At 60.6% G+C, this 25977-nt stretch carries 24 protein-coding genes and 3 pseudogenes; 15 read left to right on the plus strand and 12 right to left on the minus strand.

Annotation, left to right across the window (positions count from 1 at the left end; translation table 11 throughout):
* A pseudogene (gene tnpC / locus AC0L2Y_RS32925) lies at positions 1-1144 on the minus strand (IS66 family transposase); the annotation flags it as partial.
* A gap of 247 nt (positions 1145-1391) precedes the next feature.
* Positions 1392-1655: pseudogene (locus AC0L2Y_RS32930) on the minus strand (recombinase family protein); the annotation flags it as partial.
* Positions 1656-2126: 471 nt separating this feature from the next.
* Here AC0L2Y_RS32930 and AC0L2Y_RS32935 point away from each other — a divergent pair.
* Positions 2127-3155 (plus strand): GHMP family kinase ATP-binding protein, encoded by a 1029-nt coding sequence (locus AC0L2Y_RS32935; protein WP_473562136.1) that lies wholly within the window; start codon positions 2127-2129, stop codon positions 3153-3155.
* A 959-nt stretch (positions 3156-4114) separates the two neighbouring features.
* Here the strand turns inward: AC0L2Y_RS32935 and AC0L2Y_RS32940 are convergent.
* From AC0L2Y_RS32940 to AC0L2Y_RS32965, 6 genes are all read right to left on the minus strand, one after another.
* Positions 4115-5080, minus strand: a complete 966-nt coding sequence (locus tag AC0L2Y_RS32940) for a site-specific integrase (protein ID WP_473562137.1) — start codon at positions 5078-5080, stop codon at positions 4115-4117.
* Positions 5081-5705: 625 nt separating this feature from the next.
* On the minus strand, positions 5706-6128 hold the full coding sequence (locus tag AC0L2Y_RS32945) for a site-specific integrase (protein ID WP_473562138.1): 423 nt from the start codon (positions 6126-6128) through the stop codon (positions 5706-5708).
* A gap of 329 nt (positions 6129-6457) precedes the next feature.
* Positions 6458-7705: a sensor histidine kinase gene (locus AC0L2Y_RS32950; protein WP_473562139.1), complete on the minus strand. Its 1248-nt coding sequence runs from the start codon at positions 7703-7705 to the stop codon at positions 6458-6460.
* Entirely contained in the window at positions 7702-8268 is a 567-nt protein-coding gene (locus AC0L2Y_RS32955) for a hypothetical protein (protein ID WP_473562140.1), read from the minus strand. Before AC0L2Y_RS32955 ends, AC0L2Y_RS32950 begins: the two co-directional genes overlap by 4 nt.
* Positions 8249-8953 carry an FkbM family methyltransferase gene (locus AC0L2Y_RS32960; protein WP_473562141.1) on the minus strand — a complete coding sequence of 235 codons (705 nt, stop codon included), beginning with the start codon at positions 8951-8953 and terminating at the stop codon, positions 8249-8251. Before AC0L2Y_RS32960 ends, AC0L2Y_RS32955 begins: the two co-directional genes overlap by 20 nt.
* A gap of 4 nt (positions 8954-8957) precedes the next feature.
* Positions 8958-9587 (minus strand): response regulator, encoded by a 630-nt coding sequence (locus AC0L2Y_RS32965; protein WP_127222541.1) that lies wholly within the window; start codon positions 9585-9587, stop codon positions 8958-8960.
* Positions 9588-9731: 144 nt separating this feature from the next.
* On the opposite strand from AC0L2Y_RS32965, the gene AC0L2Y_RS32970 reads away from it, so the two are divergent.
* Entirely contained in the window at positions 9732-10079 is a 348-nt protein-coding gene (locus AC0L2Y_RS32970) for a hypothetical protein (protein ID WP_473562142.1), read from the plus strand.
* Here AC0L2Y_RS32970 and AC0L2Y_RS32975 read toward each other — a convergent pair.
* From AC0L2Y_RS32975 to AC0L2Y_RS32985, 3 genes are read right to left on the minus strand one after another with little or no spacing between them, the layout of a single operon-like run.
* Positions 10076-10240 carry a hypothetical protein gene (locus AC0L2Y_RS32975; RefSeq protein WP_473562143.1) on the minus strand — a complete coding sequence of 55 codons (165 nt, stop codon included), beginning with the start codon at positions 10238-10240 and terminating at the stop codon, positions 10076-10078. The genes AC0L2Y_RS32970 and AC0L2Y_RS32975 overlap by 4 nt on opposite strands.
* The gene (locus AC0L2Y_RS32980; RefSeq protein WP_473562144.1) at positions 10237-10740 is read right to left on the minus strand and encodes a thermonuclease family protein; all 504 of its coding nucleotides are present in this window, start codon (positions 10738-10740) and stop codon (positions 10237-10239) included. Before AC0L2Y_RS32980 ends, AC0L2Y_RS32975 begins: the two co-directional genes overlap by 4 nt.
* Before the next feature lie 37 nt (positions 10741-10777).
* Positions 10778-11398, minus strand: coding sequence for a cystatin family protein (locus tag AC0L2Y_RS32985; protein ID WP_473562145.1), 621 nt, complete (start codon positions 11396-11398; stop codon positions 10778-10780).
* A gap of 130 nt (positions 11399-11528) precedes the next feature.
* Between AC0L2Y_RS32985 and AC0L2Y_RS32990 the strand changes: the two genes are divergently transcribed.
* The 12 genes from AC0L2Y_RS32990 to AC0L2Y_RS33045 all read left to right on the plus strand — a co-directional run bounded on the left by AC0L2Y_RS32990 (position 11529) and on the right by AC0L2Y_RS33045 (position 24541).
* Positions 11529-12164: a lytic transglycosylase domain-containing protein gene (locus AC0L2Y_RS32990; protein WP_473562146.1), complete on the plus strand. Its 636-nt coding sequence runs from the start codon at positions 11529-11531 to the stop codon at positions 12162-12164.
* 18 nt (positions 12165-12182) lie between these two features.
* Positions 12183-12497: a TrbC/VirB2 family type IV secretion system protein gene (locus AC0L2Y_RS32995; protein WP_189524323.1), complete on the plus strand. Its 315-nt coding sequence runs from the start codon at positions 12183-12185 to the stop codon at positions 12495-12497.
* Positions 12498-12501: 4 nt separating this feature from the next.
* Complete coding sequence (locus AC0L2Y_RS33000; protein WP_066991233.1) at positions 12502-12795, plus strand: VirB3 family type IV secretion system protein; 294 nt, start codon at positions 12502-12504, stop codon at positions 12793-12795.
* On the plus strand, positions 12792-15194 hold the full coding sequence (locus AC0L2Y_RS33005) for a VirB4 family type IV secretion/conjugal transfer ATPase (protein ID WP_473562147.1): 2403 nt from the start codon (positions 12792-12794) through the stop codon (positions 15192-15194). The genes AC0L2Y_RS33000 and AC0L2Y_RS33005 overlap by 4 nt, the downstream gene beginning before the upstream one ends.
* Positions 15178-16338, plus strand: coding sequence for a transglycosylase SLT domain-containing protein (locus AC0L2Y_RS33010; protein ID WP_473562148.1), 1161 nt, complete (start codon positions 15178-15180; stop codon positions 16336-16338). Before AC0L2Y_RS33005 ends, AC0L2Y_RS33010 begins: the two co-directional genes overlap by 17 nt.
* An 11-nt stretch (positions 16339-16349) precedes the next feature.
* Entirely contained in the window at positions 16350-17084 is a 735-nt protein-coding gene (locus AC0L2Y_RS33015) for a type IV secretion system protein (RefSeq protein WP_473562149.1), read from the plus strand.
* 35 nt (positions 17085-17119) lie between these two features.
* The gene (locus tag AC0L2Y_RS33020; RefSeq protein WP_473562150.1) at positions 17120-18304 is read left to right on the plus strand and encodes a TrbL/VirB6 family protein; all 1185 of its coding nucleotides are present in this window, start codon (positions 17120-17122) and stop codon (positions 18302-18304) included.
* 80 nt (positions 18305-18384) lie between these two features.
* Complete coding sequence (locus AC0L2Y_RS33025; RefSeq protein WP_473562151.1) at positions 18385-19095, plus strand: VirB8 family type IV secretion system protein; 711 nt, start codon at positions 18385-18387, stop codon at positions 19093-19095.
* Positions 19092-19895, plus strand: coding sequence for a TrbG/VirB9 family P-type conjugative transfer protein (locus AC0L2Y_RS33030; protein ID WP_473562152.1), 804 nt, complete (start codon positions 19092-19094; stop codon positions 19893-19895). Before AC0L2Y_RS33025 ends, AC0L2Y_RS33030 begins: the two co-directional genes overlap by 4 nt.
* Positions 19896-21365, plus strand: a complete 1470-nt coding sequence (gene virB10, locus AC0L2Y_RS33035) for a type IV secretion system protein VirB10 (protein WP_473562153.1) — start codon at positions 19896-19898, stop codon at positions 21363-21365.
* Positions 21362-22387: a P-type DNA transfer ATPase VirB11 gene (gene virB11, locus AC0L2Y_RS33040; protein ID WP_473562154.1), complete on the plus strand. Its 1026-nt coding sequence runs from the start codon at positions 21362-21364 to the stop codon at positions 22385-22387. Before virB10 ends, virB11 begins: the two co-directional genes overlap by 4 nt.
* A 12-nt stretch (positions 22388-22399) precedes the next feature.
* Entirely contained in the window at positions 22400-24541 is a 2142-nt protein-coding gene (locus tag AC0L2Y_RS33045) for a type IV secretory system conjugative DNA transfer family protein (protein ID WP_473562155.1), read from the plus strand.
* Positions 24542-24706: 165 nt separating this feature from the next.
* Here AC0L2Y_RS33045 and AC0L2Y_RS33050 read toward each other — a convergent pair whose 3' ends face one another.
* Entirely contained in the window at positions 24707-25573 is an 867-nt protein-coding gene (locus AC0L2Y_RS33050) for a LysR family transcriptional regulator (protein WP_473562156.1), read from the minus strand.
* Between the two features lie 180 nt (positions 25574-25753).
* On the opposite strand from AC0L2Y_RS33050, the pseudogene AC0L2Y_RS33055 reads away from it, so the two are divergent.
* Positions 25754-25977, plus strand: a pseudogene (locus tag AC0L2Y_RS33055) (NADP-dependent oxidoreductase); the annotation flags it as partial.

Consider the following 25977-nt stretch of genomic DNA (forward strand, 5'->3'; position numbering starts at 1 on the left):
GGCGTCCGAAATACGGATGCCAGCGATAATGGACTTCGACCTCCTGCCCAACATGGGCAGAATGACCCCGAGATTGCAATGGGACGGATGGCGCGCTCGACGGTGTTGGAGTCGATCTCGATCGTACCGTTGTCGAGGAATCGTGTCAGACCTTGCCAGCGCGAGAGCGCGTAGCGGATAGCTTCCGCCAGCTAGGTCTTCTGGCTGATAAGGGTGAGTTGCTGCCTAAGCCACGGCTCAAGGGCATTGATGACGGGACGGCTTCTCTCCTGCCGGACGGCGCGGCGTTCGTCGGCGGAACGACCGCGGATATCGCTCTCAACGTGATAGAGTTGGGCGATGCGGGCGAGTGCCTCCGTCGCGATCGGCGCGGGGCCGGACTGCGCGAGCTCATAGAAGCGGCGACGCACATGCGACCAGCAAAAGGCCAAGCTCACGGCGTTGCGTTCGGCCAATGCCTTGTAGCCCGCGTATCCGTCGACCTGCAGGGTCCCGACAAAGCCCTGAAGATGCCGGATGGGCTGTTCGGCCTTGCGGTCCGGAGCGTAGAGGTAGGCGACGCCGGGTAGGTCCCTTCCGCCCCAAGGTCGGTCGTCTCGGGCATAGGCGAACAACTGCCCCGTTTTGGTCCGCCCCCGGCCCGGATCAAGCACAGGCGCAGTGGTCTCGTCCGCGAAGAGCTTGTCTGATGCCTTCAGCCGCTCGAACAGCCGCTCATGCACGGGGCGAAGCAGGAAAGCTGCTTTGCCCACCCAGTCGGCGAGTGTCGAACGGTCGAGATTGACGCCCTGGCGGGCGTAGATCTGGGCCTGACGATATAGGGGAAGGTGGTCGGCATACTTCGACACCAGAACATGAGCCACCGTGGCCTCTGTAGGAATGCCGCCTTCGACAAGACGTGCCGGCGCCGGCGCCTGCACGACCACCTCTTCGCAGGCCCGACACGCATACTTCGGTCGACGGGTGACAATCACCCGGAACTGGGCGGGCACGATGTCGAGACGCTCGGAGACGTCCTCGCCCATAACATGCAGCTGGCCTTGGCAGCACGGGCAGATCTTGTCGGCGATGTCGATTACCTGCTCGACCCGCGACAGATGGTGGGCAACGAGCCGCGGTTGGCGCGACGCTTACGAGCCCTGTCGATGCCGGCTCAATACTCCCCAGAAGTGCCGTTTGAATCTTCCCCAGTTTAGCGCTGTCGCCGGTCTCCCGGAGCGCGCTCCAGGAGACCGGCGGCGCGTGATCGTTGATGCTTCTCCTGCGCGCGGGCTCGAGGCTCCGGCCTACGGACCACGCAAGCCGCGTCAGGCGGGGATCGATCCCTTCACGGCCTATCTTCGCGAACGTGTCACGCGATATCCCGGGCTCACCGGCAGCCGGCTTTTCCGCGAACGAAGGACCTCCCAATCGGCCGTGTTCAACCTCAGCAGGATGTCGCCGGGCTGGCAGTCACCGATCAGGCGGAACAGCTCGGGGCGGGCGAGGCGGGCGCCGCTTTCGTTTTCCATGTAGGTCGCGGCGATCCGCAGGCCGTGCTGGCTGGCGAACGCCTCCAGGTCGGAACGGGCGCGGCCGGCATCCTGCTCCTTGGTCGAGGCGCGCAAGTATGCCCGGACAAAGGTGGCGTGGGCTTTCGGTTCGTTTTGCGTCAGCGGTTCGCTATAAACTGTCAATCACTATTTATCGAACACGGCGGGCAATTCGCCAGAGGTATGCCCATAACGTACCGGCTGAGTTTGCACCTCAAAATCCCCTCCGCAGCGGCTCGTTGTCGCTGTTCGCCGACAGCATCGACTTCCTCTAGAAGCCTCGGTCAACGGCTTGGCCCAATGAACGCGCCGGGCGGCAGGTAGCAGCGCGCAAGAGACTTTTAAAGATGGCGTGCCTTGAACGTCGTACCCACCGCGACCCCACGCCGCCGAAAATCAAACGATGCAACAGTTCCTACAAGTAATTTCACACAAGCTTTGCGACGGCCAAATCGCTGACGATGGTATGTTCCCCTAAAGGTCTCAGGTCATGAGCTAGCGACCCAGGATCCGGAACGTCAGCCCTGGTTGGATGAACTGGGTCGCGTCTCGTAGCGGCAAATCACACTCCAATGTCCCCAACGAGGAAGTGAGATGGCGATCCACAATTCTACCCATCCTATCGGCCCGCCAGGAAGCGGGGCGAGCATGTCGACTAGAGAGCTTCTCGAAGCGGCCGCCGATGAAGTTTGGAGGCCATATATGTGTCACCAGACGTTCGAGGGCGCGGATGCGGCCCAGATTATCGACGAGGATGCCCAGCAGCCAAGAGTTCATTCTAGCGACGCTCTCTGTTGCGGCACATTCGGCGAGCTGTTGCAAGGCCAATTGCCAATAGGCTCCCTTTCCCGTGATTCCCACTTTTTGGTCACGATGCCCATCGCGCTCTTTGCGCGTGCCCACTTCATGCCGATCTCGGGCACACGGTCCGTAACCGTTTATCCGTCACACAAAGTCAAAGCAAAACGGCTGGCTGAGAATCTCGTGATTGCGCTCGGCGCCTCGGGAGGGATCCTCTTTTTGCAATCTGAGCTTGCGGAAGGCAAAGGGCTGGCGAGTTCGTCTGCGGATCTTGTTGCGACTGCACGGTCAATCGCCTGCTGCTTCAAGCATAGAGTCCGGACGTCGTTGATCGAGAAGCTAATGGCGGAAATCGAGCCGTCCGACGGAGTAATGTACCCCGGCGTGGTGGCATATCAGCAGCGAGCATGTAGCCTTCTCTCATTTCTCGGGCAAATGCCGCCGCTTGCAATCGTTGGTATCGATGAAGGGGGAACGGTCGAAACTGTCGACTATGATCAACGGCGAGGCGAAACCTCCGCCAGTCACAGAGCAGAGTATCAGGAACTACTCCACCGCGCTCGCATAGCAATTCCACGCGGTGACACCGCCACGATAGGTGAAATAGCCACTGCCAGCGCGCTCCTGCATCAAGAGCGAGCTCCAAAGGAGCATATGAATTCAATGCTGAAAGCTTCCGAGGCCAACGACGCTCTCGGGGTCATCGTCGCGCACAGCGGCACAATGATTGGAATCCTGCTTGATCGAATGGCGGCTGACTTTCCCGGGAAGCTTCGGTCCGTGCTCGCCCATGTGTCGCCGCTCGACAACTCGCCAATGTAAGGAAGAAGCGCGGTTTCGCCGATGCGGAAGCCCATGATGATCTGGACCTTAAACGCCGCAAACCTGATGGCGTCGGAGAAGGATCCGGCGTCTCGGTGAAGACGATCCGCACCAGCTCCCAAAAAGCACGCTCGTCCGGAAGCTTGGAGGCTGTCTTTCTCTCCGACAGTGAGCGGCGAAGGCTGACGCCCCCGTGGGCATTCTGGCGCTTCCGTATGGCCTCCGTCTGCTTGTGCGCCGCCTGCGATTCCGACGTTGGGTAGGGGACGCAGAAGCGGGCGAGGGAAGGGGTGTCGGCGAGCTTCTGTCCGTCCAAGACGTTTCTGACCATGGTCGCGAAGTCGAGCGCCAACTTTCCGGACGCCGCGGCTTGCAGTACCGCGTTGTAGGCTTGCTGGACTTGATCCGGAGTGATGGCCCAGGGAGGCGTATCTCCAGCGGCCTGGGCCAGCCGCCGAACTCCCACAGCAATCTGCATGGCGCTCGAGGGTCTGGTGTTGCGGACGAGAAGCTGGTGGACGAGGACCGCCTGGTAGAGGTCCCGCCACGACTGCGGCATCGGGCGGGCAACCAGCGGCTCCTGGTTCATCCTCCGCCTGATCTCGTTCAGCTTCCCGAACGAGGTGGGGTCCACGCCGAGCTGGCCAAGCCACAGGGTTGGCGGCGGCATCATGCCGACCAGCTCCGTCAGGTTCCACCGGGTCTCCTTGCTGACCTTTCCCTGGTCGTCGCAGACGAGGTTCCATTCAAGGCCGCGCTTCTGCACCACGGCCTTGGCCGTCGCCACGTATTCCGCGTAGAACGGGTTCATTCCCGAACCTCCGCAACCTCCGCGCTCGCATCCGATTTCAGTTCCTCCACGACACGGCGCACGGCATCGAGCGTCGACTTGAGCTGGGCGTAGGCCGGGGACTGCTGGTTGTTGCGGGAGGCGGCCGCGAAGTCGATGACGACGGGCCTTAGGTCTTCGAGGACCTGCTCATGAATGCCGGTTCCCCGAGCGGCATGAACTGCGAGCAGGTGTAGCAGGACAGCACCGGGTTCTTGAAGCAGAGGCTCTGGCCGAGGCCGCAACCGCCGATCCCGGCTATCGGAATGCCATGCGGCACGCCTCCGATCTGCTGGTCGAACGGCAGCCCCAACAGCATTGCCTTGTCGATTGTCTTGGTCTTGGCGACCTTGGCCACGTTCGAATAGATCGGCGAGATCGCCAACGCCTCGTTGATGCGCTGCGCCTGGGCGGGCGACTTGTCGAAGTAGACGTTGGCGATGCGTTCCCTGGTCTGCCCCAAGAACTCGGTGAGCGCGGCATGGGAGATGCCGCCGTCCGCGAGGCGCTGCGCCGCCGTGTGCCTGAGGTCGGTCGGCGTCCATGGCTCGCCGGTCAGCTCGCCCGTCAACTCCATGATGCCGCGGCTGACCCCGCCGGGCGTAAGCCCGAAGAGAAGGCGAGGGGGCACCCCCTCCTCCGGCTGCATCGCCCCATTCTCACGCCGCTTCACCAGTTCGTTGAACAGCGGACCCCATTCCCGCTTGATCCGCCTGGTCACGCGGATGCGCTTGTTCTTGTCCTTCTGCTTGGTGAGCGAGACGGCGACATGGACGGCTCCGGTGTTGTAGAGCCTGACGTCGGCGAGTTCGACGCGGGCGATCTGGCCAGGCCGGAACGCGTACTGGTACGACATGACGAGCATGCAGGCGTCACGCAGATCGTCTCCGCCAACAGTCTCCGGATCGGCGGCCAGGGCGGCGCACGTGCTGTCGATGTGATTGACGATCCGGGCCTGATGGTCGAGTGGCAGGAAGCAGTCGCCAACGCGGACCACGCGATACTTGTCGACCTTGGGGCTTTTGAGCGCCCTTATGATGGAGGCTGCAGGCGGCGTCCAATGGCCTATGTCGAGGCGGCAAAGCGAATGCAGCATGGCTCTCAAAGCCCAGCTTTCTTCAGTCTTTAGTCCAGCTAAGACATAGGTGTTCCAATGGGCGCGAGCATCGAAGGGTGATGACGCGATGAGGTGAACAAGAGATTCAATCCCCCGACGGGTGATGTATCTCACAACGTTTGCGGCTTTGATGGCTACAGTAGTCGGATCAAGGCGATGCAGCCAATCAACGACGACATGCTTGATTACGTTCTCCGCAGGTCGGAAGGCGGCAAAGTCAATCTCTCGATGAAGCCCATCGACAAACAAGGTGATTGTGTCGCTCTCGGCCAAGTTTCGAAGGGAGCCCGTCTCGTTGGAGAAGTCGTCGAAGTACCGGACGACCGGCGGAAGCGGCGGCAGCTTGGCTATCAGTGCCGTTATTTCGCTGAGGAGCGCAGGGTCGACGGTGGCGGCAGGTTCTATCATTTGCCTCCCTCCGGCACAGACCGCCTGAGGGCATCCACGAAGAGATCGAACTTCTCGTCCCAGACCTCGGCCAGGCTGGTCTCGAAGTAGGCCTTTGCGTTAAGACGGGGCATTTGCGATTCCTTCGTCCAGCCGAAGAAGACGCGCAGCTTCTCCTGCGCTCGATCGAGGTCAATCCCCACATCCTGGTACCGCCTCATTCGGACCACGGCCGAGGTGTGGCGAAGATCGTGACAGGAAACCCCTGAAGCCCCTGTTTCTCAATGGATTTTCTCGCATCCTCCGATAGGGCCTGCGTTGCGGTTTCGAAGATTTCCCCGAGCGAGCGCAACGACAGTGGCTTGGCCTTCTGGGAGATCAGCAAATGAGGACAATTGACGCGGCCGCGATAGTTCCGGATGTAGACGCGAGCCAACTCGACGATCTCCTGGGGGAGCGGAAGCTGCCGCCGCGACGTCCCAGTCTTCAAGCTGGGCCGTTCGTAGCGCGGGTCACCGTCGTTTGTTTCCTCAACGTCGAGCCACGACACCATCTTTCCGGCGACCGGATCGAAGTCCTCCCTGAAGGAGTTCGTGAGAAGCAGCGCGGCCTCGCCACGACGCAGCCCCAGGCGCAGCAAAGCATGAAGATCAGGAGATTGCGCCAGCGTTGTGCTTCGGTCTTGAAGGGATTGCGTGGAGAGTCCGGCTTGAAGATTTCGTACAGGTCTTCGATCACCAAAGGCGGAAGCGCCCGGATCGGCGCCGTTGTTGTATTGAAAGATATGAATCTCGCTACATGCAAGTCTTTTCGATCATAATCTACGATACAATCGATCAGTATTGCAGCGGTATACTTACTTTAAGTCTCGGTCATACAGATCGATGTTACTTACACAACCCGTCTCATTAAAACTGGGCGGGAGACTCTGAACTCTTCTGAGCCGCCGGCGCCCCATGAGGCCAATCATTATGCACCGATTGGGATGCGGACCTTGACGACAGTGCCCGCTCCGGGTTTGCTATCGATGAAAAGCCTCCCATTGAGTGTGGCGACCATCTGGGAACAGCCGGTGAGGCCCAGGCCGACGTGATTCCCGGCCCGGGTCGAAAAGAAGGGCGTCTTTGCTTTGCGCAGGACTTCTGGCGTCATGCCGACACCGTTGTCTGCGACCTCCAGGAACAGAACGTTGCGGCGAAAAAAAGACCGGTGCGCGACCGATGCCTTTACGACAACGCTCGGCCTGTCGGTGTTTTCGACCGCCGTGAGCGCGTTCTGCACGAGCTCGCTCAGCACCAGTTGAAACTGGGTTGCCGGCACGGCTTGTGTTCCCGCCTCGGAATCGACTGACAGCTGCACAATGCCATCCCGACCTTTGAGGTCCAGCAAAAGCTTGGCGAGTGGCAGGACATGCGAATCTCGTTGCAAAAAGGCGATCTTGAGCAAACCGTCATTGATGGATTCGAGCTCATTCGCCGCACTGCGGGCAGCTTTCAACATCTCTTCTCTCGGAGGTTGCTCCGAACCAGTGCCCTCCAGAAACAGTCGCAAAGCGGTGACGCGGGAGCGCGTCATATGAGCGAACAGCGAGGCGAATGAGCGCATGTGTCGATCGCGACGGCTGACGTAAGCGTGACGCTGATGGGTTATGAGATAGAAGATCGCGACCAGTCCCAGCGCAATCGCGAACATGAACCAGTTGCGGGATGCGGCTATATCGATTTGAGCAGTTTCTTGGAGCGTCGTGCTGTGATCAACGGTGGCGCTAGAGATCTCGTACATGTCCTGTTCGAGATTGGTCATGTGGTCGAGGGCATCCGAATAATTGGAACCAGCTTCGACGACCGGCGCGACGTTTTGCTCGACTGTCCGACGCACGTTTTCCAGGAGTTCGATGTCTTTCTGCGGGAAGAAATGCTGCAGGTACGGCAGCGCCAGAAGCTGAGCGATGTTGACGCTCACAAGAGCCATTTGCCGGTTGATGTCAGGATCGAGCTTGCCGGCTTCGTCGGCAAGACGGATATAGCCATGGACCCTGACAAGCCGCTCGCGCACCTGGGTCGCACGCCATTGAATCTCGTAGGTCTGGTTGAGGATCTCGTCCGTCTCTTGCCTGTAGCGGTCCGAACGGACGAACGCCCAAGTGCTGAGGAGGAGGGCGAGCGCCAGCCCGAGATAAGGCAAGGCAGCAACAAAGCGGCTGGTTCCGAATCTCATTGGTCCGCGCGCAGCACCACCGGGAAGAAGACCCAGATAGCATTACGGGCTGGGACATAGGAGGCGGGCAGGCGATCGAAGGGCCAGACCATGAAGATCGGACCTTTCTCGTTCATGGTGATGGGGCGGAACCGCTGATCGCCTTTGCATCGTCCTTGGCTGCGGTCATCCTTTGTACATTGGCGCTCGACCGCCAGGATAGGCGCATATGACTGGATCTCGTCCATGCGGAGTTCAGACACGAAGTCGTCGTAGGCGACCACCTTGACTTTAGCGACGTTGGCGAGCCCGGTTTTCGCCCATATGTCCTTCAGCAGGGGCCCCCGATAGACGATCTTCTCGTCCTCTTTTGTCCAAGGCGTGCGCGTATCGTAGGTCTGTTGCGGAAATTCGGTCTTCAATTGCTCGACGGTAAGGGTTTGGATGGCCTTGCCCGATGCATCTTCGAGCGTGAGTGTATCGGGATCCGCGAAGGCGCCCTTGCCGGCCGTTGGCCCGGCAAAAGCCATGGCGACTGCGAAGGCAAGACAAGAAGCAAGAGCATCACTCCGCATCTGGTTCAACCTCCTCATATTCGCGTGGGCCGTCGTCCTTGGCGAAAAGCACGCACGGGCCGCGGGACCCGCGGGGATCATACGCGTAGCCTTTTAGCGCCAATGCCTGGGTGATATCGCGGATTCCGTCCAAGCCATACAAGTGATCATGCAGCTCTAGGTAGACGCGCTCGATGCCTGGGAGCTTGGCGTTCTGCAAGAGTTCCCTTTCGGCGCCTTCTATGTCCATAACAAGGACGTTGGCGCCGTGCTGGACGATGAAGTCGTCGGCGTCAGTCGAGACAATCGTCATTTCGCGCTCGTACGGCCCCTGATCTTTGTCCATCGAGGACATCCAGAGGTCCTTGCGGAGATAGAAGGTGAATGGGCGTGGCGGACCGGCTGCAAGAATCCCTTTCAGTAGCACCACGTTGTCCAGATCGTTGGCGTCGACGACGCGCTTGGCAAGGGCAACCGACGCTGGATTTGCTTCGAAGGCCCACACCTGAACGTCCGGGATCTGAGCGATAAGCGAGGTGATGATGCCGATGCCTGAGCCGAGTTCCAGAACGCGATCACCGGGCTTCACGGCCTTCGATATCCACTTGGCTTCCTTGGCTTCATAGGTTTCGTTGTCGAGGGCCTGCCAGATGACAGGCGAGACGTCGTCAGGGCGCAGGGGCACCTTGACCCCATGGACGGTTATCAATGACATCTGATTAAAGACCCTGCGGCAGCCTGTGTCCGTTCTTCATCAATTTTGCCCGCGCCTGTTTGTAATATTTTTCCGCCGAGCTGGGATCGATGCCGAGGCGATCCGCCATTACCTGGTAAAACTGCGTACGCGTCATGCCTGGCTCGCGACGGGTCATCATGTCGATAATTTCCTGTTCTCTTGGCGTCAGGACGGAATACCGAACGTCGGGCATGGTCATCGCCACACGCGAAAGCCGAACTGCAAATCCGTTGGTGGAAATGTCGTCGAGCACGTCATTAAACACCCCGGGCTCCAGCCCGGTCTTGCCGAGATAGCCGGCCGCGCCGATCTGACGAAAAATTTCGGCCTCAGAATCGCTGTCTGAGCCTGTCACGACGATGTGGATCGCGCTTGGCGAGGCTTCGATGATTGTGCCGACGACGGCAACGCGATCAGCGTCCAGCGTCGGATCGAAGCCGGGAAGTCCCGGATCAATGACGACCAGATCGAACTCAGCGCTCCGAAGCTCTCGCGCAGCGATTTCCAATGTCTCGGCGCCAAGGACAACGCAATTTCCGAGACTCGCCCGAATCTGGTCCATAAGCGCGAGCCGCATCAGATTCTGATCTTCGACAACGAGCGCGCGAAACACTGGCGACAGGTCCTCACTGATCACTTGGCAGGCAAGTTTTCATCTTTCGCGACGGAAAAATAGGGATGCCATCATCCCTTTTTTCCGCGGCGGGACCGGGACAGTCTTGTTATGCGGGAGGAGCCGAACCACTCGGAGCAGTCGATGCCGATCCAACTTGTGTGCAGCAGCAATGGCGAGCCACGAGAGGCGGATGGAGTCGTGGATTTGATCGCGGCGCATCGCCATGCCGTGGCAAATGTGGAGAGTCTCGGAAAACGGTTGATGCAGGCCGAAGAGGCCGAGGCCGCGCTGATCGGACCACGGCTTGACGCCGTGATGGCGGACGAGGCGCTTGTCCGCCGCCAGGCAGCGATGGCGCCGGTTGCCGATGTTTGCGAGCTGAAAATGAAGGCCGCATATTTCGCGCGGCTCATGAACGACGGTTGGTGCGACGTGGATGCGGATGACTTGCATGAGCTGCTGCGATCTTTCGTGGACTTTCAAATCTAAGAAAAAAGGGCGGACATCCAAGACGCGAACGCGTGCCATGCGGCATAGGTCAGCGCCGGCACCGCGATGATGGCGATGAATGCGAACGCCCCGGCTATGGCACCGTCCGTGCGGCCCTCGACAGGGTAGTAGTAGCGGCTCGATTCATGTTCGTGGTTCAACGGTCCTGCTCCTTTGGCCGTTTCAGCAGAAGTTCGATGGGATGTGGAAACTTCGTCGTCGCCCACAGACCATCAGCCTTCATCTTCGCGTTGAGCTCAGCCACCAGATAGCTGGCGCTGACGGTGTTGCCTTTCTGATCGGTGGCAGCGAACGCGTAGCCGGCCGCGATGAGGGCGGTCCCAAGGTCGATCGTATTGCCGTCGAGTTTCGCGCCACATACCACAAACGTCGCTTTGTCGAGCGCCAAGGCGATCGGCTGGCAGGTCACGGCCGCCGTCGAAAACAAGGCAGCCAGGTGGGCGAGCGAGACGTTGCCGCAATCGAGCTCGTTGCCCTTCGCATCCAGGGCGATCGTGCCCCGCAAGCATGATTGCACGCCATAAAGCCGGTAGAGCTTGCCGCGGTCGCGCCACGTATCTCCCGTCAGCAGTTCGACGCTTTTCGACACGATGAAGGGAGTGACTGTCGCGTTTGGTGGCGCGGCGCCTTCGGCGCTCACGGCGTGGGCGGTCGCGAGTGTGATAAGCGCGGCGAGGCTAGTTCGCTTCATCGGTCTGGAACTGTTTGCCGAGTTGGGAGGCATGTTCGAGATCCGGCCGCAGGGACCTGCCCTCCTTATTGCGGCCGATCGCAGCCATGTCGAAGAAGACCACGGAATCGTCGTCGTAAGCGACCGAATAGGGATCGTTGGCATTGCCGGCCCCGACGAGCGCAAAGCACGAAACCGCGTCCGGAACGCCGGGCTGGCTTTTGAGGACCAGCGTCTTGCACAACACGACGGATGCGCGGGTGTTATAGACAGCGTCGTCGTAGTCCCGCACGGCCTTCGTGCAATCCCACTCCTCAGCCTTGTAGGTGATCTTGGGCTTCGGGCAGGCCGTGAGGCCCCGCAGCCGGTAGGTGACGCCGTTGATGACGCGTTCGGTCGCGGACGTGATCTCCACCGGCTTTGCCAGTGGTGTCACCTCGCGCTGAAAAAGGCCTCCGCGTGCGTCGTAGCGCTCGTAGACGAAGGTCTTTTCGCCAGGTTTGGCGAAGTTCTGCAGATACGCGGTCGACGGCTGCTCGAACGGATGCGGCTCGTTAGTGCCCAGATCGGCGGCGCCTAGGACGGTGCTGTGGACCAACAATGCCGCGAGGAAGGAAAACTGCTTCATCGGAAAAATGGCCTCGACTCTGCTTCTCGTATTGACACTTTACTTTGGTACCATGTACCCATAGTAAAGTGTCAAAATCGGTAGCGCAATGAAAAACCGGATCGCGCTTGCGCTTTCTCTTTCAGCCGTCATGGCGCCATTCGGCGCACATGCGGATGACACGACCTCGACGCGCATAGCGGCGGCGTTTGCTCTGCCGGCCCGCCCGGCCGTTTCGACCTTTTCGGACGCTGATCACGGATCGACGATTGGCGGCGGGTGTGCGCCGACGGATCGCAGGCGGGCCGCGGCCTTGGTGCGCCAGATCGCCGAAGAAGAGGGCTTCGATCCCGATCTGAGCGAGGCGGTTGCCTGGGCAGAAAGCGACATGGGCGGCAATCAAGGCCCGTCTAGCGCGGGCGCTCTCGGCATTATGCAGCTCATGCCGGCGACAGCGTCGCGTCTCGGTGTGACCGACAGATGTGACGCGAAAGCCAATATCCGTGCCGGCGTGCGCTATCTGAAAGCGCTTTATGAGGAGTTCCATGATCCGCTGTTGATGTTGGCGGCCTACAATGCAGGCGAGCAGAACGTTTACAAAGCCAACGGCATCCCCGTGAACGACGAGACCACGAAATACGCGGTCAAGGTGCTCAATCGCTGGAAGCTCGGCAAGCTGATCAAGGCTCCCATTCCCAACCCTGTTGATCATCGTCCTGCAGCCGCGACCGACGCGGTCGATGGCGTCGCCTGGCAAGACGGACACGTCATGGACTTTGGCAACTGAAAAAGGAGTGAGATGACGATGGATTATAAAAAGGCGGGCAAATTCGCCGTCCAGTTTATGGCCGCTGCGGCGATCGGAACGGCGCTCGCGCCGGCGAGCGCATACGCGCAGTCAGCCGCCCCGGTCGAGGGCGTACTGGAATGGTTCGTCGGTGTGCTGCAGGGCAGCATTGCTCGATCTTTCGGGATCATAGCAGTTTGCTTTCTCGGCTTCCTGGCCATGACCGGCCGGCTGGTGTGGATGATGGCGCTTTCGATCATCATCGGCATTGCTCTGGTCTTTGGCGCTGCAGCTCTGGTCGATTCCATCCGCTCCACCGCTGGAGGCGCGTGAGCCGATGGAGGACGAAGAGGTCTATGTCGAGCCGGTCAGCCTGCCCCTGACGCGCCCGCCGATGAAATGGGGTGTGCGCTACGAGGTGTTCGCGCTTAACGGCATGGCTGCCGTCATCGGATTCATCGCGACCAGCAGCTTCACGCTCGGCCTCGGCCTGTTCAGCGCGACCCATCTGATCAGCGCCTATCTGTGCCAGCGCGACCCATACATCTTCCACATAGTCGAACGACGACTGTCGAAGCGGGGCGCGGTCGCAAACTCAGGCTTTTGGGGCGCGAGGAGCTATTCGCCGTGAGCGTGAACGCCGACCTGAAATTCGCGAAAGCGCGCGAACGGGAAAAGCCTGTCGAGGCGCACGTCCCCTATTTGCGCCACGTCGACGACAACCTGGTCGTCACCAATAGCGGCTTTCTCCTCGGGGTCATTCAGCTTAGCGGCCTGCCCTTCCAGACAATGGATCAGGCAGAGCTCAACAGCCGCATGTTCAATCGCAACACGACATTCCGCAACCTCTCCACGTCCCGCTTTGCCGCCTATGCGACCATCATCCGGCGTCACGTGACACCAGAGATCGAAGGAGATTTCGAAAACCCTTTCGTGGCGGAACTCGATGCCCGCTACATGGACGAGCTGGGCTCGAAGAATCTTTTCGTCAATGAGGCTTTCCTGACGCTCATCCGCCGCCCGATGGTCGGGCGTGTCGGCTGGGTCGACAAGGCGCTCAATGCGTTGCGCCTCAGCACGGCCGGCGAAGAGACACGTGAAGAGGCCATGGCCGAACTGCACGATGTTCTCAGTGGCGTCACCAAGGACTTTTCCGCCTATGGCGCGCGGCTCCTGGGCGTGGTGATGCGACGCAACAGCGTGTTTTCCGAACCTGCCGAATTCATCGCCAAGATTCTTGCCGGCGGCGCTGATGTGGAAATGCCGCTGCCGCGCATGAGCTTGGCCACTGCGTGTGCGACGCGGCAAATCTTCTTCGGCAAATCCGCTCTGGAGATCAGGGGGGCGCATGAAAGCAAGATCGGCGCCATGGTGTCGATCAAGGAATACCCGCCCTTCACGGCACCCGGCTCGCTGGATGGCCTGTTGCGGCTGTCCCATGAGTTTGTCCTCACGCAGTCGTTCGCGATTGAAGATCGCGTGACGGCCATGCGCCGCATCAACACGATCTCGAACCAGGTCAGCGGTTCGGATGAGGCCGGAACCACGGTCGAGGATTCCGTGCACGCCGGCGCTGACAAGCTCGCCGGTGGCGAGGTCATTTTCGGGCAACACCACATGACGGTGATGGCGCTGGCTGCCGACGTACCAGGGCTCAACCGCTCCTTGTCCGACATCACCGCCGAACTGTCGCGCATGTCGATCGTCCCGGTGCGAGAAACGCTCAACACCGAACTTGCGTTTTGGGCACAGCTGCCCGGCAATTTCAGCTACATTGCGCGCCGCGCCCTGATCTCGTCGCTGAACTTCGCCGGGCTCTTCTCGGGCCACAATTTTCCCTCAGGCCAGCGTGAGGGACTGCACTGGAAGCGGCCGATCGCGCTCCTAGAGACGAGCAGTCAGACCGCCTATTATTTCAACTTTCACGTCCACGACGTCGGCCATTTCACGGTTTTCGGTCCGACCGGTTCGGGCAAGACGGTCGTGCTGTCATTCTTGATGGCGCAGGCAATGCGGATTTCGCCGCGACCGCGATGCGTCTACTTCGACTACATGCGCGGCGCCGAGCTCTTCATCCGCGCGCTCGGCGGTCGCTACGAAGTCATGGAGCCGATGCAGGCCACCGGCTTTGCCCCGCTCCAGCTGGAAGACACAGCAGAAAACCGCACGTTTCTCGAAGGGCTGCTGCGCTACATCCTGACCCCAGACGACGGTTCGCTCGACGTGGCGGAAATGCGCGTGATCAACACGGCCGTCGACAAGGTCTATAAGATCCCGCGCCAACAGCGCACGTTCGAGCTGCTGCCGGAAGTGCTGCGCGGCTCGCTGGCGCCGGGGATGAACGATCTCGCGGCGCGAATTCAACCGTGGCTCGATCCTGGCGACAAGGGCTGGCTCTTCAACAACCCCGTCGATCTCGTCGATTTCTCGAAGCCGGCGGTCGGGTTCGACATGACAAAAATCCTGGCCGACAAAAAATTGCGCTCGGCCGCCCTGCTTTACATCTTCCATCGGCTCGAAGAGATCATCGACGGCACGCCGCTTCTCATGTTCCTCGATGAAGGCTGGAAGCTGCTCGATGACGAGGTGTTTGCCGCCTTCATTAACGAGACGCTGAAAACGATCCGCCGGCGCAACGGCGTCGTCGGCTTTGGCACCCAGACAGCTGAGGATGTGGTGAACTCGTCCATCTCGTCCTCGCTGATCGAGCAGACGAAAACCAACATCTTTTTCCCCAATCCGAAGGCGAGCAAGGATTCCTACATGGCGCGCTTCTCGCTGACGGCGAAAGAGTTCGAGTTCGTGCGCCGTACGCCCAAGGAAACGCGCACCTTCCTGGTCAAGCACGACAGCGATTCCATCGTGGCCAAGCTTGACCTGTCGGGCATGCCCGACCTCATCAAGGTGCTGTCGACCAACGAAGCCAGCATCAAGGAATGCGAACGGCTGCGCGAGATTTACGGGCAGGAGCCGGAAGCGTGGCTGCCATACCTTTGCGGATGGGAGAGCGAGCATGAAGAAGCGGCTTAGCAGCGTGATCGCCGCAGCCGCGATCATGCCTGGGCAGATGGCGGTTGCCCCGGCGCTGGCCCAGATCGCCGTTATCGATAATTCCAATCTGGATCAGCGCGCGCAAGACGAAGAGCACAGCACAAAATCGCAAGAAACCAAATCCGACGAAAAGGAGAAGAAAAAGAGCCTCGTTTGCACCTATTCGAACAAGTACAGGTCGCAAATGTTCAGCCGCTCGCCTGGCGAGGCGCTGAGCCGCGACGCCGAGAACGCAAAGCTCATCCGCAACTATGCGCAAAAATATGGCGTTCCGGAGGGGCTGGCGCTGTCGGTCGCCTACCAGGAATCCCGCCTCGACAGCTGCGCCGGCTCCCACACCGGCGTCAAGGGCGTGATGCAACTGACAAAGAGAACGGGCAGGCAGCTCGGGTTCGATCGCGACATCAACGAGCAAAACATCGAGGGCGGCGTCAAATATCTTGGCAAAGGCGTCGCACAATGCGGCGCCAGCAACTACAGCTGCCTGGCGAGCTTCTATAACGGCTCGAATGCCGCCGAACAGGCTGAGTGGGCCTCGGGCGTCGGCCGATGGCACGGCACCTTCGACAGTTACGTCTCCAGCGGAGAGGCGCCGGCGGCGTTCCCGCCGGCGATCAGCATCGTGACATCGAGCGGACCGGGCGGGGCCGCCCAAAGCGGCGCTCTCGATTCCGTCTCCAAAGCCGCGGCCGATCTCGACGCCAGCTCTATGCAGATGACGGCCAATTCCTCGCAGATCGACGCGCTCGCCGGCGGCGTCGGACAGGTTGGCGAATACAAGGACGCCTGGGAGCTCAACTCGTCCGCTCGAAGTCTCGATGCCGACGTGACCGGCCAATATATCAACCAGGCCTCGGACTTTACCGCGCTGCTCGGTCAATATCTTTCGTTGAACAACGTCGGAGCATCGCAGACCGCGCGGACCATCACCCCGCCGCAAGGTGGATCCCCAAATCCATTTTCATGCGACCCGGCCGAGCTGCAACGGCTGCGGCTCGATCGCAGCCAATGGCTACCCTGTGCCAGCCGGAGCGCTGAGAGCGGTTCGGGGAACACGCAGTCGGTGCAAATCAACGCCGATCCGACCGGCGCGGCTCGCGCGATCGAAGCAATCCAGGAATAGGAGGTCTGAGAGTGAGAAAAATCGCTATCGCAGCGGGGGCGGCGTTTTTGTCGAGCACCGCTCATGCGCAAATCGCCGTCATCGACAATGCGAATTTGGACATTGCCCGCCAGAATGCGGACAACACCAATTCGATCATGGGCTCCAACAAGGACATCCTCGAGAAGAGCAATCAGATCCTGCAAGCCCTGACGGGCAGCCGCAACGGCTCTCTCGGCATCGGCCAAATGGGCCTCGGCGGCAACATGTCGATTGCGCAGGCGCCGAGCTTCGGCTCGATCCTCAATGGCGGCGCCCTCTCCTTCGGCGGGCTGTCGCCGGAAATCCAGAAGATCGCCGGAGCGGTGATCAACGGCCTGCAGCTGATCAAACAGCTCCAGCAGATCACTGGCAAAGGCAGCAGTGCCGTCAACACAGCCTATAGCGGCAGCGTCAACGTCGCGTCGCTGTTGAGCGCCCTCACCTCTCAGGCCTCCCAAGGCGTCGCGCAACGCGAGCAGTCGTTGCAGTCGGCCAGCGGCCAGATCGGACAGGCCGAGGATGTCAAAGGCTCGGTCGATCAGAACACGCGTATGCAGCTCGAGAACGCGCGTGCGGTCAACGAGCTCATCGGCGTGCAAAATGGTGCTGTCGCCGCGCTCAACGAGGAAATGAAGACCCGGCTGTTGCGGCAAAGCCAGGTGCAAAAGCTGATGACGCCGGCGCAAGTCAATCCGTTCCAGAATTTTGGCACAAGCGGGAACTGATCGTTGAGGGCGCGAGCGAAACGGATCCCAGCTTGGTGGCGGCGGATCGGCGTGGTCGCCGTCACGCTCGCGAGCATCATGGTGAGCGGCTGCGCCCGGCCAGGTCGCGAGCTCAAGGCGCCGTGCGCGCCGCTGGCTTATGTGAGCAAAGCAAGCTGTGGACCCTTGAAGCCGGTCAACGCTGCGCCCTTCGATCGTGTTGTCGAGGCTGGATGAACGGGCTGGCGACAAGCATTCTGGGCGGCATCGATGACGTCGGACGGGGCTTTGTCTCCAGCGTCTACATGCAGCTCGGCTATGCGCTGGGGAATGTCTACGCGCTCATGCTCACCCTCTACATGATCTGGTGGGGCTACTCGATCCTCAGCGGCCGCGAGGCGATTTCTCCGATCGAGTCCGGCTACCGCCTCGGTCGCGCGGTGGTCATCTATCTGCTGCTGAATGGGTGGGGCACGTTCTCCGAGACGATCTACAAGCTCGTGCAGGCGGTGCCGAGCGGAATCGGCAAGATCATCGTCGGGGCCGTCTCGCGCGCCACGGGCAACCAGCTCTCGGACCAAGATGCGATCCCGGCACTGATCGACAACCTCTACCGCGGTGCCCAGGATGTTGCCAATCAGGTCTACAGCGGCACTTTTTACGACATATTCGGCGCGCTGCTTTCCACCATCGTGCTTCTGGCCGCCATCATCTTTTCGGCGCTTGCGATCGCGGCAATCATCGCGGCCAAGATCATGCTGTTCATCACTTTGGCGCTGGCGCCGGTTTGGATTGTGCTTTGGCTCTACCGCTGGTCAACCCGGATGAGCGAGGGCTTCATTTCGCTGACCACCTATCTGATGATCCAGCAAATCCTCATCTACGGCTTCCTGGGCTTTTATTTTTCGCTGGTCAATCTTGCCTTGAACACCGCCACGTCGGGAGGCGCCAGCGTCGACAACAAGATGTCGATGGTCCTGCCGCTCGTCCTGGTCACGATCATCGGCATCTACGTGCTGATGCAAATCCCGGCGATCGCCTCGATCCTGAACGGCGGCGGGTATCTCAGCACCGTCGGCGCATACCGCTCCTACGGGAATGTCCCAGGCAATATCGGTCGCTATTCCGGAGCGCGGTTTGTCGCAAACCGGTGGCAGCGCCTCAGAACATCCCGCAGCAGCGAGGCCGCTCGATCATCCATTCAGCAGGCGGCGCGCGATAACGCGAGACCCCTGGCATAGAAGCGCAAACATCCGCCTGAGAAGTGCTGCTTGAGGCCGCAGTGTGAGCTTTGAGGTGAGGCTAAAGTAAAGTGAAAAAAATGCAGGCAAGCATCCCCGCCGAGACCGACAAACTCGTTGACGGGCGCTACTATCAGGCCGGCGCGACCTGGGAAGACGACACGCACCGGTCTCTGAGACGTTCGCGCACTCTGGCCTGGCTCGTCAGCGGCGTCGCGAGTGTGGTTGCGGGGCTGTCGTTGCTGACGCTCGTGCTCATCCTCCCGCTCAAGCAATTCGAGCCCTATGTGATTGAGGTCGACAAGACGACCGGATATCTCGAAGTTGCGCGCGCGCTCAAACCCGGCGATCTGTCGCAGAATGAGGCGGTCACGGCCGCCAATCTCGTTCGCTATATTCGCGCCCGCGAAACCTATGACGCGCGCGAGATCAAGCAGAACTACGATCTTGCGCAGCTTTATTCGACGGGAACGGCGTCCAGGGATTTGACTTGGGCTTACACGCCGTCCAACGCGCAATCCCTCGACAAGGTCTACGGGCGCAACGTCACCATTTCCGTCGACGTCAAGTCGGTGTCCCTGCTCAACAGCACGACGGCGTCGGTGCGGTTTTCGACCACGACGCGTCGCGAGAACTCTTCCACGACCGACAATTGGGTGGCCGTGGTCAAGTTCCGTTACACGACGACGCCGATCAAAAACGAATGGCGCTTCGACAACCCGCTTGGCTTCCAGGTGATCGAATACCGTCGCGATCAGGAGTCCGCACCAACGGCCGGGAGCGCGCAATGAAGACCCACATTCGCGCCGCTCTGTCGCTGCTGATTTTGCTTGGCTCGGCCAGCTACGCTGCCGCGCGCGACTACCGTATCCGCTACGTGCCTTTCGACAACGACGATGTGACGACGGTCAATGCCGCGCTCGGCGTCTCCACGATGATCGAGCTCAGCCCGTCCGAAGTCATCGAGACCGTTTCGGCCGGCGACACGAAAGGCTGGTCGATCGTGCCCAAACGCGGCTCGCGCTTTCTCTTCATCAAGCCGCTCGAACGGGACGCCTGGACGAATGTCAACGTCATTACCGACCGGCGCGTCTATTCGCTGTTGCTCAAAGCCACCGACAGCGATCGCGACCGTGCGTCGTTCCAGGTCCGGTTCAGATACGCGGATGAGGATCAAGACGCGCGCCTGCTTTCCGAGGCCCAGAAAAGTGCTGCCGATCCCGATCTCAAGAACCTCAACTATGCCGATCTCAACTACAATTACGTCTATGTCGGCGATGAGGCCCTGAAGCCGCGCGTTGCGTTCGACGACGGCACCAAGATGTTCCTCGAGTTCACCGGCGACATTCCGGCCATCTTCGTCGTCGACGAAAAAGGCCATGAATCGCTCGTCAATCAGCGCACCCAGGGAAAATACACGATCGTTGACAATATCGGCCGGCAATTCACGCTGAGGGCCGACGGCAAAACGCTCTGCCTCTACAATCGAGCCCGGAAGTCGAAGACGGATCCTGTCTCCGACGTCTACGGGCCGAGGAAGCTGGTGCGCGGGGCCGGCCCCTTCTCCGTCCCGACCGCGAGCGGACGATAGATGAGCAACATCGACTATAACGAGCTTGATGGCGGCCCGACCGTCGCTCGACGCTATGCCGGGGTGGGCGTAAAAGTCGCCATGGTCGCCGCAGGGCTGATCGTGGCGATCGCGCTGATCTGGATCAACTGGCCCCGCGAGCCGCGCTCCCGCGATGCGGCCTCGGACGCGAGCGACAATTTCAACCCGCCTGAATTTCGCCCGCCGGCGCTGGCCGAGACGCCACAGGCGGCCGACAAGACAATCGACCAGATCGTTGTTCCGCCGCCCGCGGAAGGCGAAGCCAACAAGCAGCAGGCCGACAACGTCGATCAGACGGTTGAGCAGGGCGCCGATCTCGATGCGCAGCGGCGCGCCATCGAAGCCCAACTGGCGGCCGAGCAGGCGCGCCGCAAAGCCGAGGAAGAAGAGGCCCGCCGCAAGCAAGCGGCCGACGAGAAGGCCCGCAGGAAGGCCGAGGAGGCTGAGCGGCAAAAGGCGATGTGGGAGCGCCTGCGGTCGAACCAGATGATTACCAGCGAGCAAGCCACCCCGGCCGCCGGGCACGATCAGCCGGCCCAGGCGCAGATCGCCGCCGACGGTCAGCTTGTTCCGGTGCCGGGCGCCGACAACGATCCGAACAAGGCTTTCCTCGCGCAATCGGAAACACATTCGAACGCGATGGCGAAGGCGCGGGTTTTCCGTCGCACCGATGCGTTGATCCCTGAAGGCACGATGATCCGCGGATTTCTGGAAACCGCCATCAACACCGATCTGCCCGGCATGGTTCGCGCGGTGGCGCGCGAAGACGTCTATTCGCTCGACGGCCGCCGCATTCTGATCCCCAAGGGGTCTCGGCTGACCGGCGAATATCGTTCGGGGATCGCGCGCGGGCAAAAGCGTGTGTTCATCGTCTGGAACCGCGTCATCCGTTCCGACGGCGTGTCGGTCGACATCGCCTCGCCTGGCGCCGACCGTCTCGGACGGGGCGGTCTCGGCGGCCGCGTCGATACGCATTGGCTTGAACGCTACGGCAATGCGATCATGCTTTCGGTCGTTGGCGGCGTTTCGGAGTACCTGTCCTCCCTAGCCGACAATGGCAGCGACAGCCAGCAACGGCAGGTGACGACCGTTGACCCGGTGACAGGGCAGACCGTCACGACCACCTATGGCGGCTCCGGTTCGCAACGCGACGCCCGCAGCATCGCCTTCGACAAATCATCCACGGCGCTGCAGCAGCTGGCACAAGAAGCGTTCCGCGACACACAAAACATCCCGCCGACGATTTATGTCGACCAGGGCACGCCGATCGTCGTCTTCGTGCGCCGGGATCTGGATTTTTCCGAGCTCTATGCGGATCCGGTAGAAGAGGAGCTGGCTCGACTGAAGCGCGGCGGCAAGGCGGCAAAGGCGCTCGATCCGACGCCGCTCTTCATGACGCCGAAGGCTGAGGCTGATCCCCATCCGGGCTACGGGACTTCGGCCCGATGAATGTCGTGCAGCCTGTGCCGAACCCCTGGACGCGCGCACCGGTGCTGCGCGCCGAACTGGAGCCGATCTGGCCCTATATGGAGGAGGAAGCGGTTTCCGAAATCGCCATCAACCGACCCGGCGAAGTTTTCATCGAGCGCCTGGGTACAAAGGAGATGGAGCACGTCGTCAAACGCGAGCTCACCAGAAACTGGATCCGCTCGGTCTCGGTTGGCGTCGCTTCGGCCACCAGCCAGGTCGTCAACGAGGTCACGCCGGTCCTGTCGGCAGCTCTCCCCTCGGGCGAGCGCTTTCAATGCGTGCTGCCGCCGGCGGCCCCCGATGGCGGCGCGATCTCCATCCGCAAGCAGGTCATCATGGACATGACACTTGGCGACTACGCCAAGATGGGCGCCTTCGAACAGACCGAGATGGGCAGCGGCCTGGCGCTCTCGGCCGAAGAAAAGCAGCTCGCCGAGATGCTTAACGACACCTCGCCGTTGAAATTTCTGCAATACGCGGTGCGCAATCGCATTTCCCTCATTGTCGCCGGCGGCACCTCGACCGGCAAAACAACCTTCCTCAATGCGTTGTTGAAGATCATTCCCTCTGATGAGCGCATCATAACCATCGAGGATACGCGCGAACTCAAGCCGGCGACGGCCAACACCGTGACGCTGCTTGCCTCGAAAGGCGACCAAGGCCTTGCCAGGGTTACGCCGCAACAGCTGCTCGAGGCGTCATTGCGCATGCGGCCCGACCGGCTGCTGCTCGGCGAGTTGCGCGGTGCCGAGACATTTTCCTTCCTGCAAGCCATCAACACCGGCCATCCTGGTTCGCTGACATCCGTTCACGCCAATTCGGCCCGCTCGGCCTATGAGCGCCTGGCCCTCATGGTCATGCAAAGCAATGTCGGGCTTTCTCGCAGCGAGATCCTTGACTACCTGCGCGAGGTGATCCCGGTCGTCGTGCAAATGGTGCGCGGCGAAGGCGGGCGCCGATCAATCAGCGAAATCAAGTTCACGAAGGCTGAGACGATCTGACGAGGTCGCATTATGGAAAAGGTCGCCGGCAGGATTTTTCTGGCCTTGATGGCTGTGGCGCTGGGCGCGTTGCTGTTTGTGGTCGCATACGCGGCGACCGACTGGTACAGGACCGGATCGCATTTTCTCTTCGACAGCCTGAATGCGGACCTGCGGCCGGTCTTCGGCTACGCCTGGACGGACCTGAAAGCTGGAAGCTTCGCAAAGCTGCAATACGCCGGCGCCGCGGCCGTATTCGGCTTCGTCCTGCCGCTCGCGATCGCATTCTTGATGCGGCCGCCCAAGCGCAACGACGCGAAATTCATGTCGATGGCCGACGTTCGCCGGGCTGGCCTGCTGAAGCCGAGAGGCATCTTCATCGGACGCGCCGGCGGCAGACTGGTCAACGTCTTTGCCCCGCACCGCGATCGGCGCACCGGCAAATTGCGCCTGACGCGCCCCAGAGTTCGCGGCGGCAAGAAACTTTGGATCGAGGGCGATGACGTCGGCGGCTTCGTCATTGGACCGCCAAGGTCGGGCAAGGGCGCGGCGCTGATCATTCCGAACGCGCTGATGTGGCCCCATTCGCTTGTCGTGCTCGATCTGCGCGGCGAGACCTATGAAGCTACGGCCGGCCACCGGGCCACCTTCAGTCAGGTCGTCCGCTTCGCGCCGGCCGACCGCGACGGCAACACCGCCTTCTATAATCCGATGGACTTCATTTCGCTCGATTCGGCTCAGCGGGACATCGACCTGCGCAACATGGCGGCCGCGCTCTTTCCGCGGCCGCCCGCCAACGCCGATCCTTATTGGGTCAACGATGCGCGCCTCCTCTTCACCGGCATTGCCTCTTACGTCATGGAGTCCCCCCAGATCACCGACGAAAACCGCAGCTTCGCCACGATCCTCAAGATCATGAACGGCGCCGACGAGCCGATCCTAGAGTTTCTGGCGAGCCTGCGCGACACCCGCCGGCATGAAGTGTCCGATTTTACGCTGCAGACGCTTCTGCCCTACGCGGATATGGCGGAGAAGCAGTTTTCCGGTCTCTATGCCGGCGTCCGCACCGGCATGGCGCCTTTCCTGAACGAGCGATTGATGCGGGCCACCTCGCGCAGTTCCTTCGACATCCGAAATCTCAAGAGCGAGCGAGTCTCGCTCTATCTCGATTTCCGGCGCGAGCAGATGGCTTCGCTGGGCCCGCTTTTCAATGTGCTCATCACGCAGATGATGAACTTCATGTCCGAAGCCATGCCACGCCCCGGCGAGCATCAGGTGCTTGTCCTGCTCGATGAATTTCAGAACCTCGGCAAGCTTGAGAAGGTGACGGACATGGCAACCGTCCTTGGCGGCCATGGCGTGCCGATGTGGTTTTTCGTGCAGTCGCTCAAATCGGTCGACGAGATCTACCGGAAAGAAAGCCGCGAAACGCTGATCAACGCTGCCCGTGTCCAGATCTTCTTCGGCGCCCAGGAGACCGACGATCTGCGCTACGTCTCCGAGCAGATAGGCGAAACGTCCGAACCCCAGAAGGACGTCACCAGGACCCAGGCGAGCCTTTTCGACACCTATTACACGCGCTCTGTTCACAGCAAGCAAGTGCGTCGGCCGCTGATGCGTCCGGACGAAATCCGTACCATGGACAAGAGTAAAGTCGTCGTTTTGCCGCGCGGCGAGAATGCGATCCTTGCAACCCGCAATTTCTATTTCGCTGATCGGGACCTCTCCAAGCGGGCTTTCATGGCGCTCCCGGCGAACGCAAAGCACGCCAAACCGGTCGCTGCCGCCGCTCCCCTCCCCTCCCCGTCCGTCCAGTCGATCGTGCCGGTCGGGCCTCGTTACCGCTCCGGCATCACACACTCGCGACTGCAGCGCGGTGCGACCTTCGCTGCAAAAATCGGACGTGCCGAGCCGCCAATCGCTCGCCGTCGCTTGCCCGCCGCGCAAAAGAATGAGCTTGAGGCGACCCATATCCCGTCGGCAACGGCGGCTGTCGACTTTTCGGCTTTGGCCGCCCGGGCAGCGTCGACCAGGATCTCGCCCCAAAAAGAGGCCGTGATTGCGGCCATTCTTGCTAAGGCCAAATCTTTCCGTCCGCAGTCGACCGACCCCGAGACGTTCGACCGCAATTTAAGCGTCGTCGCGGAAGCCTTGCCGGACGTGGTGGACGAGTAATTCCGCCTGACCAGTGGGGCTCGTCTAGGCGGTGTCGCTGAGACATGCCGAAAGGTCTACCAATCTGCAATATTGGCCAGCACCCCCTCTCCGGAATGCCGAGGATATCCGCTGCCGCGTCCCGAAGTAGGTACCAAGGAAAGATGCTGGCTGCCGTCTGGGTGATCAACTCCCGAAAATCTCAGTCAAGTAGTCAATGAACACTCGAACCTTCTGCGGCGTGTGCCGCCGTTGGGGATAAAAGGCGTAAATTGGCTGGTCCACGGGTTCGTAGTTTGGCAGCAGCCGCACCAGGCGGTTTTCTGAAAGATCCTTTGCAATCATAAAATCCGCTAGCAAGGAATAGCCGTAGCCTGTCAGGCACGCATTCTTCACGGCGCGGGCGGAGTTCATTGTAAAGTGTTGCCCTATTTCAAAATCGACAATTTCTCCTAAATGCCTAAACTGGTGTATTCTGCCCCATTCTCCGCTTATCTGCGTGACCGATGGATAGCGTCTGATTTCGTCGAATGATTTTGGCATACCAAACCTTCCGCAAAACGCGGGAGAGGCGACAAACAATATTTTTTGTGAAGAAATCCTCTGGGCGACCATCGACGAATCCCGTAACGGGCCGACCCGAATTGCAACATCGTAATGTTCTTCGATAAGGTCAACGAAGCGGTTGCCAAGCTCAAGGGAGATGGCCAGCTGGGGAAACCTTTGCAAAAACTCAGGCAGCGCCGGCGCTAGGCATTCGTTGCCAAAAGCCGTAACGCACGATACACGCAGTTGCCCGCGCGGAGTGTCGTGGCGCTCTCGGACCACACTTCGCATGTTATCTAGTTCCTCAAGTATGCCAGAACTCTTTTGCACAAACTCGAGACCAGCGTCGGTCAGGTCGAGTTGACGGGTCGTGCGGTTGAAGAGACGGACCCCTAAATCGGCCTCCAGCTCGCCCATAATCCGGCTCACTGACGGCGCGGAAAGCCTCAACTCCCTGCTTGCTGCGGTAAAACTGCCGAGGCGCGCGACTTCGATGGCGATGCGCATTGCCGTGATTATGTCCACCGTCCCACTCTTGCAAAATGCAAAACAATGTCTCTCAGAGCGGGCGTATTATCACGAAATGCAATCTATTCCATAAGAGGAAAAGCAGTTCGGTGGAAGAGGGGCTTCGAGGGACGGAGCCCGCCTCCAAACTCGGACGTGCGTGCTCGTAAGGAGGCCCCCATGATCAGAAATCCTAGCTGGGTACTTCGGAGTTATCCCTCGGGAATGCCGACGGTCGGCAACTGGATGTTGGAAGATCGCCCGATCCCAGAAGCCACAAAAGGAGAGTTGCTAGCCAAAACATTGTGGCTTTCCGTGGACCCGTACATGCGCGGGAGGATCAGTCAGGCGAAAAACTACGCCGCTGGCTTTGGAGTGGGGGGTCTGATGTCAGGGGGCGGGGT

The sequence above is a fragment of the Mesorhizobium sp. WSM4830 genome (assembly GCF_055811495.1).

Excerpts from the sequence above, each read along its gene's own strand:
- AC0L2Y_RS32935 (WP_473562136.1), top strand. The coding sequence starts at position 2,127 with ATGGCGATCCACAATTCTACCCATCCTATCGGCCCGCCAGGAAGCGGG.
- AC0L2Y_RS32940 (WP_473562137.1), bottom strand. The coding sequence starts at position 5,080 with ATGCTGCATTCGCTTTGCCGCCTCGACATAGGCCATTGGACGCCGCCT.
- AC0L2Y_RS32950 (WP_473562139.1), bottom strand. The coding sequence starts at position 7,705 with ATGAGATTCGGAACCAGCCGCTTTGTTGCTGCCTTGCCTTATCTCGGG.
- AC0L2Y_RS32960 (WP_473562141.1), bottom strand. The coding sequence starts at position 8,953 with ATGTCATTGATAACCGTCCATGGGGTCAAGGTGCCCCTGCGCCCTGAC.
- AC0L2Y_RS32970 (WP_473562142.1), top strand. The coding sequence starts at position 9,732 with ATGCCGATCCAACTTGTGTGCAGCAGCAATGGCGAGCCACGAGAGGCG.
- AC0L2Y_RS32985 (WP_473562145.1), bottom strand. The coding sequence starts at position 11,398 with ATGAAGCAGTTTTCCTTCCTCGCGGCATTGTTGGTCCACAGCACCGTC.
- AC0L2Y_RS32990 (WP_473562146.1), top strand. The coding sequence starts at position 11,529 with ATGGCGCCATTCGGCGCACATGCGGATGACACGACCTCGACGCGCATA.
- AC0L2Y_RS32995 (WP_189524323.1), top strand. The coding sequence starts at position 12,183 with ATGGATTATAAAAAGGCGGGCAAATTCGCCGTCCAGTTTATGGCCGCT.
- AC0L2Y_RS33000 (WP_066991233.1), top strand. The coding sequence starts at position 12,502 with ATGGAGGACGAAGAGGTCTATGTCGAGCCGGTCAGCCTGCCCCTGACG.
- AC0L2Y_RS33010 (WP_473562148.1), top strand. The coding sequence starts at position 15,178 with ATGAAGAAGCGGCTTAGCAGCGTGATCGCCGCAGCCGCGATCATGCCT.
- AC0L2Y_RS33025 (WP_473562151.1), top strand. The coding sequence starts at position 18,385 with ATGCAGGCAAGCATCCCCGCCGAGACCGACAAACTCGTTGACGGGCGC.
- AC0L2Y_RS33030 (WP_473562152.1), top strand. The coding sequence starts at position 19,092 with ATGAAGACCCACATTCGCGCCGCTCTGTCGCTGCTGATTTTGCTTGGC.
- virB10 (WP_473562153.1), top strand. The coding sequence starts at position 19,896 with ATGAGCAACATCGACTATAACGAGCTTGATGGCGGCCCGACCGTCGCT.
- virB11 (WP_473562154.1), top strand. The coding sequence starts at position 21,362 with ATGAATGTCGTGCAGCCTGTGCCGAACCCCTGGACGCGCGCACCGGTG.
- AC0L2Y_RS33045 (WP_473562155.1), top strand. The coding sequence starts at position 22,400 with ATGGAAAAGGTCGCCGGCAGGATTTTTCTGGCCTTGATGGCTGTGGCG.
- AC0L2Y_RS33050 (WP_473562156.1), bottom strand. The coding sequence starts at position 25,573 with ATGCGCATCGCCATCGAAGTCGCGCGCCTCGGCAGTTTTACCGCAGCA.